Here is a 13,277-nt window from a genome sequence, read left to right as displayed (position 1 = left end):
CGAGCCGGCGTTTCCCGGACCGACAAGACTCCGAGTCTAGATGGCGAACCATAAATCCAGATGCGGGGAGGGCATCGGCAGAGAATCCCAAACTCTGGACCACCTGTCCCAAAGTTGAGGCCGTCACCCGCGCTGAAAGCCCTTGGACTTGCCGCCGGCAGTGCTGTTTTCTACGGTCCGCCCGCATGCGAACCCCGCCTACAGGTCATGGACAGAATCGAAGCGATGCCAGGTCGAGGCAAAGTTCAGGGCCGCGCGATCCGGGGCAGGTCTTGTTTCGCGGCGTACGGGCTGCTTTCGCCGGGCCGGCGCTTGCTTAGCGGTCGCATGGGGCTTTTCCGGCTGTCTTCCCTGGCACTGGTCGTCGGCCTGGGCGCTTGCGCGTCGGTTCCCCAGGGCCTGCTGCGCCCTGTCGCCCCCGCTCCCGGGACAGAGAAAGTCAACATGCTGGCGGCGACGACCCGCGCGCCGTCGCCCGATCCCGGCATCCTCTTCAGCGGCGATCGGGGGGAGGGCGTTTCGTTCAGCAACATCGTCGTCTCGATCCCGCGCGACCGCGAGGTCGGCACCATCCAGCTGCCCCGATCGGTTCCCGGCAATGCAGCGACCGATTTCGTCGTCACCTCGTCCACGCCGCTGTCGAAACCGAAGCTCGCCGACTGGTTCCGGTCGACGAGCGGCCGCTCGAAGCGCGTCTTCGTCTTCGTCCACGGGTTCAACACACCGTTCGACCGCGCGGTCTTCCGCTTCGCGCAGCTGGCGCACGACGCCGATGCCGATGCCGCGCCCGTCCTGTTCTCTTGGCCGTCGCGCGGCTATCTGCTCGACTACAGCCGCGATTTCGACAACGCCTCCTATTCGCGGTCGGATCTGGCGGATCTGCTGCGCGTGGCCGCCGCGAGCCCCTCGGTCCGTGAGATCGTGATCCTCGCTCATTCGATGGGAAGCTGGCCCGCGGTCGAAGCCGTCAGGCAGATCGCGCTGAGGGACGGTGGCGTCCCCGGCAAGATCAGCAACCTCATCCTGGCGTCGCCCGATCTCGATGTCGGCGTGTTCCGGCGCCAGCTCGAGGATATGGGCCCCAGGCGCCCGCGGGTCACGCTGTTCACCGCGCAGCACGACCGCGCCCTGCAATTGTCGCGTTTCATCTCGCGCGGCGCGACGCGGCTGGGCGGCATCGATCCAACGCAGGAGGAATACAGGAGCCAGTTCGCCGGGCTGTCCGGTATCACCGTCCTGGACCTCACGGCCATCAATGCCGGCGATCGCATCAACCACGATCTCTTCGCCGCCAGCCCGGATGCCGTCCGCCTGATCGGCGACAGGTTGTTGCAAGGGCAGGTGGTCACCGACTTCGATGTGCCGGCTCCCCTGGTCGCGGCCGGGGCGATCGGCTCGGCGGCGACCCTCCTGGTTACGGCTCCGATCAGGGTGTTCGATGCCGCGGGCAGCCCTTAGGGTTGACGCGATCTGTGCCAGATGCCAATATTTAAACGATGCTTTTAAGTTTAAAATATTGATCGACGAGTACTGCCATCACCATTCTATATTGACCTCAGTCAATTTCGGTCGAATTTGATCGGTGTTAAATCCATAGCCTATCTCTGTAGAACGCAGAACGATCGGAGTGTCCGATGCCGGCTTTCTCTCATGGCGGGGTGAGGAAGGACGTCAACTTGTTTTCCGTGGCGCATTTCTGCACCACGGGGCTGAAGGCCGAAGAACAGTTCGATGCCTGGCGGACCCTGCACAGGGATACGATCGAGCTTCTGCCGACGCGCGAGACATCGGCCGGCTTTGCCGCCGAGTTCTCCTCCTGGCAGCTCGGCGAATTGGTGCTGACGCATATCGCCTATTCGGGCGCGCCCGACAGGCAATGGCGACACCATCCCAAATCCTATCTCGATCACTGGTGTCTGGTCCTGGCGCGGACGGCGTCTGCCAGCGGCTGGACCAGCGAGGATCTGAGCTTCCGTTCGCTGGCGATGCCCTTTGAGGGACGCGCAGAGGATAGCGAGGTCATCACCCTCTACATCCCGCGCGATCAGCGCCCGACCGACGAGCAACGCTTCGACGGCGTCCATGGTCTCGAGGTGAGCCAGGATTTCGCGCCCTTGCTCATCGGCTACATCGACAGCCTGGTCCGGCAACTGCCGCATGTCTCGCCCGAGCATGCCGCCAATCTCGAGATGCCGACCCGGGCGCTGGTCGCGGCCTGCATCATTCCGCAGTCGGTGTATCAGGAAGCGGCGCGGGCCCCGCTCGGCTCGGTGCTCGTCGACAGGGCGCGCAACGTCGTGCGGCAGAACATGGCTTCGCCCGATTTCGGCCCGGAGCGTTTGGCCCGCCTGCTGGCGATGTCCCGCTCGAAGCTCTACCGGCTTTTCGAGCAGAGCGGCGGCGTCGCCCATTTCATCAACCGCGAGCGCCTGCGCGAGGCGCATCATCGGCTGAGTTCGCATCGCGAAACGCTCTCCATCCATGCGATCGGGAACGAAGTCGGCTTCATCGATCATTCCACCTTCAGCCGGGCCTTCAGGCGAGAGTTCGGCTACAGCCCGACCGAGGCGCGCGAGCGCGGCCTCGCCCAGTCCTTCGTCGACGAGCCTGAGACGGCCGGCAGTGCTGAGCCATGCCTCTCCCGCGCTTCCTGAGCCCATCTCGATCGGCCGAAGCCGCGTGAGCCGCCTCTCCGCCGATACCGGCACAGCGGCCCTTGCCACGGGTGCGGCCGGCGGACGGCTGTCGTTTCTCTACGCGTTCCTGTTTTTCGAGCTGGGCGTCAACCTTCCCTTCTTTCCGCTCTGGCTGCAGTCGCAGTCCCTCGGCAGCGACGCGATCGGCATCATCCTCGCCGCGCCGCTGCTGACACGGATCGTGGCGAACCCGATCGTCGGGGCGCTGGCCGATCGAAGCGGGCGCATATCCCTGGCGCTGGCGATCTGCGCGATGATGGTTGCGGCGGGGACCGGCCTGCTGGCTCTCGCGGCGAGCTTCTGGACAATCCTCGCCGTCGTCGTCGCAATCGCCCTGGCGCAGGGACCCTTGATCGCGCTCGCCGATGCCGTGACGCTCAGTCGTCTCGCCGAAACGCCGCGATCCGAGCTGGCATATGGCCGGATCCGCCTCTGGGGATCGATCGGCTTCGCCGTCGCCAACCTGGCGGCAGGCTGGGCGCTCGAATGGTTCTCGGCCTCGTCGGTCATAGCGTTGCTGCTGGTATCGGCGACGCTCACGGCCATTGCGGCCGTGGGCTGCATGGGGTCTGCGCCGGGCAGCCCCGAAAGAATGCCGCGAGAGGACGAGGGACTGATGCGCCCCCTTCTTCTCGCCGGCACGATCGCCGGCGCCGCCCTGGTGCAGGCGAGCCATGCCGCGTTCTATGGTTTCGGTACGCTGCACTGGCAGGCGCTCGGGATGTCCGGCGCCACGATGGGCGGGCTCTGGGCTCTCGGCGTGCTCTCCGAGATCGTCCTGTTTGCCTTTCTGGGCTACCGCATGCGCGGGCCTGCAAGCGCTGCCGGCCTGCTGGTCGTGGCGGCGGCGATAGCGATGCTGCGCTGGAGCTGCATGTCGCAGGACCCCGGCGTCGCCGCGCTCGTTCTTCTGCAGCTGACTCACGGCATGACCTTCGGCGCCGTCCATCTCGGCAGCATCTTCCTGCTGGCGCGGCTCGCTCCGGGCGGGATGCAGGCGCGCGCGCAGGCCTGGCTTGCCGGCGGATGGGCCGGCGTGATGGCGGTCCTGACGACGCTCAGCGGCCGGCTCTACGAAAGCTGGGGCGAGCAGATCTACCTCGTCATGGTCGTCGCCGCGGCGACCGGACTGCTGCTGCTGTCCGCCGTCGCCTTCGGGCTGCGTCGCGACCCGGTGCGACAGCCGGCGGGCTTGGCGCCGTGAGGAGCGTTCCCAACAATGGGATGACCAGCCCAGAGTTGGGATTCTGAGCTAATCCGAACCCCTGCCGGTGTTGCTAGCGTCGAGGCGTCGTCCCGAAAAGCTTCGCAGGGCGCAAGCGCGCTTGCGGATATGCGGGCGCGGCAGCGGTCAGAGGAACAGTTCGATGCAGAGGCGAGGCTTGCGGGAGTGGATGCGCTGCCGCAGCGCCGGGAGGCGGCCGAGGGGGCAGGCATGAGGCATAGTGGAGCTTCGTCACGCCTGGGCTGCTTTGCCGCCGCGGCCGTCATCGCGTTTGCCGTCGCCTCCTGCAACCGGGAGGAAAAGGCGGGACCTGCGCCCGTGCGCGTCGTCCGAACCATCACCGTCGAGCCGCCCCGCCAGGCGCCCGACCTGACCTTCACCGGCCATATCGAGGCACAGGACCAGGCTTCCCTTTCGTTCCGGATCGGCGGCCGGCTGGCGGAGCGCCTCGTCGGCCTCGGCGCAAGCGTCAGGGAGGGAGAAACCGTGGCGCGGCTCGATCCCGAGAACGAGCTCAACGATCTCCGCTCGGCTCAGGCCGTGCTGACGGCGGCGCAGGGCGACCTGCGCAAGGCGGAAAACCAGTTCCAGCGGCAGAGTCATCTGCTCGAACGGCACATCACCACGCAGGCCGATTTCGAGAGTGCCAAGCAGGCGCTCACCGCCGCCCGCGCTCAGGTCGATGCCGCTCAGGCGCGCGTCCGATCGGCCGAGGATGTCGTCGGCTTCACGACGCTGAAGGCCGATGCGCCCGGCATCGTCACGCGCGTCGGGGCCGAGCCCGCCGAGGTCGTCGCCGCCGGCCGGATGATCGTCCAGCTCGCCAGGCGCGAGGGCCGCGACGCGGTCTTCGAAATCCCGGCCGATCTGACGCGCCAGCTCACGCCCGACATGCAGGTGCGGGTCGCTCTGGCCGGGGAGGCGGGTGCCGAAGCGACCGGCCGGGTGCGCGAGATCGCGCCGCAGGCCGACCCCGTCACCCGCACATTCCAGATCAGGGTGGGTCTCACCGATCCGGCGCCGGCCTTCCGTCTCGGCGCGGCCGTCTCGGGCTCGATCCGTGGCAGCGGCGGCGGAGCGATCGCCATCCCTGCCACCGCCCTGACACAGCGGGACCAGGGCATCGGCGTCTGGGTGGTCGATCCCAAGGCCCTGACCGTTTCCCTGCGCAAGCTCGACGTGACCAGCTCCGACCCGGCCGCCGCCCGGATCTCCAAGGGTTTGGACATAGGCGACATCGTCGTCACCGCCGGCGCCGGGCTTCTGCGTGAAGGCCAGCGCGTGCGCCTGATCGGAGCGGAGCCGCGATGAGCTTCAACCTCTCGGAATGGGCGCTGAAGAGCCGCTCGGTCGTGATCTACCTCATGATCGTCGCGGTTGCGGCAGGCGTCTTCGCCTTCATCCGGCTCGGCCGCAACGAGGACCCGGCCTTCGTCATCAAGACGATGGTCGTCTCGGCGATCTGGCCCGGCGCCACCATGGAAGAGACGCTGAGCCAGGTGACCGAGCGTCTCGAGCGGCAGCTCGAGGAGACGCCGGGCCTCGACAGCCTGCGCAGCTTCACCAGGCCCGGCGTGACGACCATCTTCGTCAACCTGAAGGGCGAGGTTCCCGGCCGCCAGGTTCAGGACACCTGGTACAGGGTGCGCAACCTCATCGCCGACATGCGGCACACGCTGCCTTCGGGCACGCTCGGGCCGTTCTTCAACGACCGCTTCGGCGACACCTTCGGCATCATCTACGGCTTCACCTCGGACGGCTTCAGCAGCCGGGACCTGCGGGACCATGTCGAGACCATTCGGTCTCGGCTGCTGCTCGTACCTGATGTCTCGAAGATCGAGATCATCGGCGCGCAGGACGAGCGCATCTTCATCGAATTCTCGGTGCGGGAGCTCGCCAATCTCGGCCTCGATCGCTCCGCGCTGCTCGCGGCCCTGCAGGCCCAGAACGTGGTCCGGCCGGCGGGAGAAGTTCAGACGCAGGACGAGAAATTCTCGGTGCGGGTCTCCGGCGCATTCCAGTCCGAGTCCGATCTGCTGAACATCAACTTCCCGGTCGGGGACCGGATGGTGCGCCTTGCCGACATCGCGACTATCAGCCGCGGCCAGGCCGACCCGCCGACGCCGATGTTCCGCGTGAACGGACGGGAGGCGATCGGACTCGGCATCGCCATGCGCGATGGCGGCGACATCCTGGCGCTCGGCAACAACGTCAAGAAGGCGATGGCAGAGGTCACCGCCGGCCTGCCGCTCGGCATCGAGCCCTATCTCGTCGCCGACCAGGCCGTGACGGTCTCGCATGCGATCGACGATTTCATGATGTCGCTCTGGCAGGCGGTCGGCATCATCTTGGTCGTCAGCTTCATCAGCCTCGGCGTGCGGCCGGGCCTTGTCGTCGCGCTCGCGATTCCGCTGACGCTCGCCATCGTTTTCGCCTGCATGCTGGTGGCCGGCATCGACATGCAGCGCATCTCGCTCGGCGCCCTGATCATCGCGCTGGCGCTGCTGGTCGACGACGCCATGACCACGACAGACGCCATGGTCACGCGGCTGGCAGCGGGCGAGGAGAAGATGAAGGCGGCGACCTTCGCCTTCGAGAAATATGCCACCGCGATGCTGGCTGGCACGCTGGTGACGATTGCCGGCTTCGTGCCGATCGGCTTCGCCGCGAGCTCCGCCGGCGAATACACCTTCTCGCTCTTCGCGGTGGTGACGATCGCGCTCGTCGTCTCCTGGTTCGTGGCCGTCCTCTTCGCGCCCGTGCTCGGCGTCGCCATGCTGAAGGCGCCCGACGCTTCCGCGCAGAGCAAGGAGCCGGGGCGGGTCGAGCGCGGCTTCCGCTCGTTCCTTTCGGGGGCGATCAAGCTGCGCTGGGTGACCATCGCGGTGACGCTTGCCCTGTTCGCTGCGTCGATCCTTGCGCTGCCGCTCGTGCCGCGGCAATTCTTCCCGGCCTCGGACCGCCCGGAGCTGCTCGTCGATCTCACTTTGCCGCAGAATGCCTCGATCTATGCCAGCGAGGACCTCGTCAACCGCTTCGAGGCGTCGCTCAAGGGCGATCCCGATGTCGAGCGCTGGAGCACCTATGTCGGCCGCGGCGCGATCCGCTTCTACCTGCCGCTGAATGCGCAACTGCCGAACGACTTCTTCAGCCAGGCTGTGATCGTCGCCAAGGACGTGGCGGCGCGCGAGCGGCTCCAGAAGAAGCTCGAAGCGCTTCTCGCCAAGGAATTCCCCAACGTGGTCGGGCGCGTCTCGCCGCTCGAGCTCGGCCCGCCCGTCGGCTGGCCGGTGCAGTATCGCGTCAGCGGGCCCGACATCGCCGAGGTCCGCACCGTCGCGATGAAGCTCGCGCAGGTGGTGGCGGCGAACCCCAAGGCGCAGCAGATCAATTTCGACTGGATCGAGCCGGCGCGGGAGCTGCGCCTGCGCGTCGACCAGGACGAGGCGCGTCGTCTCGGCCTCAGCTCGCAGGCCGTCGCCGCGATCGTCAACACCGTGGTCTCCGGCACGGTCGTGACGCAGGTGCGCGATTCCATCTATCTCGTCGACGTCGTCGTGCGGGCCCAGGATTCCGAGCGCGCCTCGCTCGACACGCTGCGCAGCATGCAGGTCGCGCTGCCCAACGGCCGCTCGGTGCCGGTGTCGCAATTCGTCAGCTTCAGCTACGGGCTGGAATCGCCTTTGATCTGGCGGCGGGATCGCGTGCCGAATCTGACGGTGGCGGCCGATGTTCCACCGGGCACCTTACCGGACGTGGTAGTGAGCGCGCTGCAGCCTTCCGTCGACGCGCTCAGGAAAACGCTGCCCGCCGGCTATGACATCGCCGTCGGCGGAACGGTCGAGGAAAGCGCCAAGTCGCAGGCCTCGGTCATCGCGGTCATCCCCGTGATGCTGCTGATCATGTTCACGGTCCTGATGGCTCAGCTCAGGAGCTTCAGGCTCTTCGCGATCGTGCTCAGCATCGCGCCCCTCGGCCTCATCGGCGTCGTCGCAGCGCTGCTGCTGTCAGGCAAACCGCTTGGCTTCGTCGCCTTGCTCGGCATTCTCGCCCTGATCGGCATCATCACCAAGAACGCGGTGATCCTGGTCGGCCAGATCGAGGACGAGCGGGCGGCCGGCAAGAGCGTCATCGAAGCCGCCGTCGACGCTGCCGGCACGCGCTTCCGGCCGATCGTGCTGACCGCCATCTCGACCGTGCTCGGCATGATCCCGATTGCACCGACCGTGTTCTGGGGCCCGATGGCCTTCGCGATCATGGGCGGCCTGCTGGTCGCGACGGTCCTGACCCTCGTCCTCCTCCCCGTCCTCTACGTCACCGTTTTCGGCGCCCCCTCGGCGCGCGGCAAGGCACAGCGGACGGCCAGCGCGGGAGCGTCCCGGTCATGAGCGCAATCTCGACGAGGCATATGCCGAGGAGCCGCCTGGGGCGGGTGGCCGCCGTCACGATGCTTGGTGCGGTCCTTGTCTCCTGCGGCAACGAACAGGCGCCGCAATCCGAGGGGCGGCCCGTCGGGGTCGTCACGGTCGAGGCGGGGCAGTTCGCCGACGATATCCAGCTCAGCGGTGAGATCCAGGCGAAGAAGGATGTCGGGCTCGGCTTCCGCATCGGCGGGCGGGTGCTCGAACGGCCCGTCAATGTCGGCGACCGGGTGACGGCGGGACAGGTCGTCGCCAGGCTCGAGCCCGCCCTTGAACAGAATGCGCTGGCCGCGGCCAAGGCAGCGTTGGAGGCCGCGCGCGGCGAGGTCAGCACGGCGCGCAACACCTTCGAGCGTCAGGAGCGGCTGATGAATCAAGGCTTCACCACCCGGCCGCGCTTCGACCAGGCGCTTCGCGCCCAGGAGACGGCGCAGGCGCAGCTGGAGAATGCGGAGGCGCAGCTCGAACTGGCGCGCGACCGGCTCGGCTTCACCGAACTGCGCACCGACGTCGCAGGCGTCGTGACGGCACGGCGGATCGAGCCGGGCGAGGTCGTGCAGTCCGGCCAGATCGTGGTCCAGATCACCCGCGACGACGATCGCGACGCGGTCTTCAACGTGCCGGCGTCGGTGCTGGACACCCATCTTTCCGACGCGAAAATCCGCGTCGCGCTGGCAGATGCGCCCGCCGTCACCGCCTATGGCACGGTGCGGGAGGTTGCGCCCCAGGCTGACCCCGTGACCCGGACCTTCGAGATCAGGGTCGGGTTGCAGAATCCGCCGGAGACGATGCGGCTCGGTTCCACCGTGGTCGGCACCATCGAACTCACGACCGCGGCGATCGTCTCGATTCCGGCGAGCGCGCTGACGCAGCAGGGCCGGTCGCCCGCCGTGTGGATCGTCGACCCCGCCAAGTCGACCGTCTCGCTGCGCAGCGTCGACGTGCTGCGCTTCGACCCCGGCAAGGTGATCCTCTCCCAGGGGCTGGAGCCCGGCGAAACGATCGTCTCGGCGGGGATACAGACCCTGCACCCGGGCCAGCGCGTCAGGCCCCTGCGCGGGGAAGGAGATCGCCCCCGGCAGCAGGCAGCGGCCGCGGCTCGCAGGCCGTGACCACCGGCAATATGAGACCGGCGCGGTCACCGCGCCGGGACATTTCAGAATCCAGCCCGCCGACATGATGTTTCCTTTGCAGAGGGCATCCATGGAAATCATCCCGGCCGTCGGAGAAGCCGAGAAACTCGGGACCGAGCTGCTCGTCCTGGGCGTGTTCTGCGACGGCCCGCTGACGGGCTCGGCGCGGGCGGCGAACGACCGCTCGGCCGGTCGACTGGCAGCCATCGTCGCCCAGGCCGATCTCGGTGAAACCGTGGGTGCGACGCGCCTGATCGGGGCGTTGCCCGGCGTCGCGGCGCGACGCGTTCTGCTGGTCGGCCTCGGGCGGGCCGAGACCTTTTCGGAGCGGGCCTACCGGCAAGGGCTCGCGGCGGTCGCGAAAGCCCTGAACGACGATCCGGCAAGGGAGATCGTGGTCACGCTGGCGGAGAACGAGGTTCCGCGCCGGGCACTGAGCTGGCGGATGCAGCAGGCGGGGCGGATTCTCGCCGATGGCCGCTACGACTTCGGTCTCCCCGACAGGGCGATGCGCGAGGAGCAGCGCAACATCATGTTGCTCGTGCCCCAGGCCCTGACCTCCGAGCTCGTCGCGGCGCTGCGGCAGGGCGTGGCGATCGGGGAGGGCGTTTCCTTCGCCAAGGAGCTGGGAAACCTGCCGCCGGATTCGTGTACTCCGGCCTTCATCGCCCGGACGGCGTCGGCGATGGCAAGCCAGTTCGACTTCAGCGTCGATGTGTTGGGGCGGAGCGATTTCGAGAATCACGGAATGGCGACGTTCCTTGCATGGGAGAAGGCCGCGGCCGGCGCCTGCAAGTTGATCGTCCTGCGAAGCGACCGGCGCATGGCGGCCGGTCGACCGATCGTATTGATCGGCAATGGCGGGGCGGGGCTCGACCTTCAGCACGAGCAGCGCCTGCGTCACGCCTCGATCCGCGACATGCGCGGCATCGCCGGCGTGCTGGGCGCGATGCGGACGGTCGAGCGGCTCGGCCTCGCCCTCAATGTCGTCGGCCTCATCGTCGCCAGCGAGGGCGGGGCGCCGCGCGGCGGATGGCGGCCGGCCAGGCCGAAGGAGATCCGCTCTCCCCATGTACCCGCGCCATCGCTGCTGGCCGACGTGCTGAGCTATGCCGCGCAATTCTCGCCGAATTGCGTCATCGATGTCGCGGCGCTGACCCGCGCCTCTACAGCCGCGCTGGGCAGCCATGCCAGCGGCCTTTTCGCCAATGACGACGCCCTGGCATCGGAGCTGGTGAAATGCGGCGGAAGCTCGGGCGACGCCGTCTGGCAGCTGCCGCTGTGGGATGACCATCCGCGATCTTGGGCAATGCACGGCGTCGAGTCCGACCCTGTCGACGGCCCGCCGGAGGCGATTGCCGCCGCTTCGGATCTCGCCCGCTTCGCCACCGCCTATCCCTGGGCTCATCTCGACATTTCCGGCACGGGCTCGACAGCCGGCCGGATGCGCAGCGCGACAGGGCGTCCTGTCCCGCTGCTTGCAGAATTCCTGATCGGCCGGGCACGGGCGGTGCCGGGCAATGCGATCTTTTCCCCCCGCTCAAGAACGGAGCTTCATTCATGAGTGATCTCGTTTTCATCGCCTTCCCGACCGAGCAGAAGGCCGAGGAAGTCCGCCAAAAGGTCCTTTCGCTCCAGCGCGAATACCTGATCGAGCTCGGCGACGCCGTCGTCGTCGTCAAGGACGACAAGGGCCAGGTGAAGCTCAACCAGATGATCAATCTGACCGCTACGGGCGCCGCCTCGGGCGCGCTCTGGGGCACGCTCATCGGCTTCATCTTCCTGGCGCCGTTGGTCGGCACGGCGCTCGGTGCCGCCTCCGGCGCGCTGAGCGGCAAGTTCACGGACATCGGCATCAACGACCAGTTCATGAAGGATGCCGCCTCGGCATTGCAGCCGAACACGGCGGGCCTCTTCCTGCTGATCCGCAAGATGACGACGGACAAGGTCCTCGCCGACCTCAAGGGTGTCGGCGGCACTTTGATCAGCACCTCCTTCGACGAGACGAAGGAAGGCCAGCTACGCGAGGCCCTGTCGGCCGTGGCGAGCACCGAGGCGTCGCCGGCGTGACCTCCGACTGGAGCCTGGGCGCGGAGGCCGCCATGTGGGCGGCCTCGACGGCGCGCCTCGACGATTTCCGTCCTCTGCTGCCGGCAGAGGAGGAGATCGTCGCCCGGCTCCAGTCCGGCAACTTCGACCGGCTCGGCGACGGCATCCTGCCCGCGGAGCCGGACCCTGCGCGCATCGTGCGGGCCACCTTCCTGCGCTTCCTGATTCTGGGCGGCGAGGCCGGATGCCGCCCGCATGAGAAGGGTGTCCTCGTCCGCGGCGCCTGGATCTCGGAGGTCCTCGACCTCGAAGCGTGCCGCGTCTTTCGCGATATCGGCCTGAACGATTGCCGTTTCGAGGCGACGCCGATCCTGCGCGCCGCCATCATCAACCGGCTCTTCCTGGACGGCTCGCGGCTTCCCGGCCTGCAGGCGGAGCGGCTGGAGGCGCGCGGCGGCGTCTATCTGCGCGGGGCGGAGGTCGAAGGCGGGATCGACCTCGACCAGGCGCGCCTCGGCGGGAATCTCGAATGCGACGGCGCGACGATCCGCGACCGCGGCGGCTACGCCCTGCTGGGTCGCAGCCTGGAGGTGCGCAACGTGCTCCTGCGCGGCGCGACGATCCGCGGCGGCATCAATCTGGCGGGTGCCGTCCTGGCCGCCGATCTCGATGCGGCCGGCGCGAGCATTCCGGCCTTCGCGCGAACCGCGCTCGACGCGACCGAGATCGCCTGCAACGGCAGCATCATCCTGAGAAATGCCCATGTCACGGGCGAGGTGCGGCTGACCGGTTCCGCGATCGCCGGCGATCTCGATTGCTCCGGCACGCTCGTCGACAATGCTGGGGAAGCGGCGGTCGAGGCCAGCCGTGCCGCCATCAAGGGGGCCTTCTTCCTGCGCCGTGACGCCCGGCTGGACGGCACGCTGGCGCTGACCGGCGCCTCGATCGGCACGATCCATGACGAGGCGGACTCGTGGCCGAAGCCCGGCGATTTGCTGCTCAATCGCTGCCGCTACGGGGCATTCATCGACGGGCCGGTCGATGCCGACAGTCGGCTGGACTGGCTCGCGCGTCAGAAGCCCGAGCGCTGGGGCGAGGATTTCTGGCCCCAGCCCTATGAACAGCTGGCGGCCGTGTTCCGCGAAATGGGGCATGGCGAGGATGCGCGCTCCGTACTGGTCATCAAGGAGCGGCTGCAGCGCCGGGCGCGACGGGCGCGGACGGAGAACGCGGTCTGGCGAGGTATGCTGTCCGTCGCCGACGGCATTCTCGGGATCACGCTGGGCTATGGCCGCAGGCCCTTCCTCGCCTTCATCTGGCTCATCTGCTTCTGGCTCGCGGGCGTCGCGATCTTCGCCTATGCCGAGCGCCATGGCGCCATCATGCCGAACAGCGCCGTCGTGCTCCGCGCGCCGGAATGGACTTTGTGCGGCATCGAGCAGGGCGCGCAGCGACCTCTGGTCGCCAGCGGGCCGTCGCAGGGGCTGGCCGCTCCGGGGCAGAACCAGCTCGCCTGCTTCCGCCAGCGCTGGGAGGCTTCGAGCTATCCCGCCTTCAGCCCGTGGATGTACTCGCTCGACACGCTGCTGCCCGTGCTCGACATGGGCCAGCGCACGTTCTGGCGGCCGAACCCGACGAAGCCCGGTGGCCGCGTCGCGATCAACTATTTCTATTTCCAGTCGGTCGTCGGTTGGGCCTTGAGCCTGCTGGCGGTTGCGGGTTTCTCGGGACTGGTGAAGTCGTCATGACCTTG

General features: G+C 67.9%; 9 protein-coding genes. All 9 read left to right on the top strand.

From position 1 onward, the window contains the following. Positions 1–114: 114 nt before the first annotated feature. The 9 genes from AC2FAN_RS00610 (at position 115) to AC2FAN_RS00570 (ending at position 13,272) form a co-directional block, all read left to right on the top strand. Complete coding sequence (locus tag AC2FAN_RS00610; protein ID WP_485172340.1) at positions 115–1,458, top strand: alpha/beta hydrolase; 1,344 nt, start codon at positions 115–117, stop codon at positions 1,456–1,458. A 176-nt stretch (positions 1,459–1,634) separates the two neighbouring features. Next, a complete protein-coding gene (locus AC2FAN_RS00605) occupies positions 1,635–2,654 on the top strand; it encodes a helix-turn-helix transcriptional regulator (protein ID WP_485172339.1) in 1,020 nt (339 codons plus the stop codon). A gap of 25 nt (positions 2,655–2,679) precedes the next feature. Continuing rightward, positions 2,680–3,900: an MFS transporter gene (locus tag AC2FAN_RS00600; protein WP_485172338.1), complete on the top strand. Its 1,221-nt coding sequence runs from the start codon at positions 2,680–2,682 to the stop codon at positions 3,898–3,900. 339 nt (positions 3,901–4,239) lie between these two features. Beyond that, the gene (locus AC2FAN_RS00595; protein ID WP_485172337.1) at positions 4,240–5,232 is read left to right on the top strand and encodes an efflux RND transporter periplasmic adaptor subunit; all 993 of its coding nucleotides are present in this window, start codon (positions 4,240–4,242) and stop codon (positions 5,230–5,232) included. After that, entirely contained in the window at positions 5,229–8,309 is a 3,081-nt protein-coding gene (locus AC2FAN_RS00590; protein WP_485172336.1) for an efflux RND transporter permease subunit, read from the top strand. Before AC2FAN_RS00595 ends, AC2FAN_RS00590 begins: the two co-directional genes overlap by 4 nt. 44 nt (positions 8,310–8,353) lie before the next feature. Then, on the top strand, positions 8,354–9,454 hold the full coding sequence (locus AC2FAN_RS00585) for an efflux RND transporter periplasmic adaptor subunit (protein WP_485172335.1): 1,101 nt from the start codon (positions 8,354–8,356) through the stop codon (positions 9,452–9,454). 91 nt (positions 9,455–9,545) lie between these two features. After that, the gene (locus tag AC2FAN_RS00580; RefSeq protein ID WP_476806695.1) at positions 9,546–11,039 is read left to right on the top strand and encodes a M17 family peptidase N-terminal domain-containing protein; all 1,494 of its coding nucleotides are present in this window, start codon (positions 9,546–9,548) and stop codon (positions 11,037–11,039) included. Continuing rightward, positions 11,036–11,545: a DUF1269 domain-containing protein gene (locus AC2FAN_RS00575; RefSeq protein WP_265053348.1), complete on the top strand. Its 510-nt coding sequence runs from the start codon at positions 11,036–11,038 to the stop codon at positions 11,543–11,545. The genes AC2FAN_RS00580 and AC2FAN_RS00575 overlap by 4 nt, the downstream gene beginning before the upstream one ends. Beyond that, positions 11,542–13,272: a hypothetical protein gene (locus AC2FAN_RS00570; RefSeq protein ID WP_485172334.1), complete on the top strand. Its 1,731-nt coding sequence runs from the start codon at positions 11,542–11,544 to the stop codon at positions 13,270–13,272. Before AC2FAN_RS00575 ends, AC2FAN_RS00570 begins: the two co-directional genes overlap by 4 nt. Positions 13,273–13,277: the final 5 nt, after the last annotated feature.

Source organism: Allobosea sp. RIT-PG3_2, assembly GCF_057321085.1.
The sequence above is the reverse complement of the archived record's forward strand: the minus strand, read 5'-3'. Positions and strand labels throughout refer to the sequence as shown.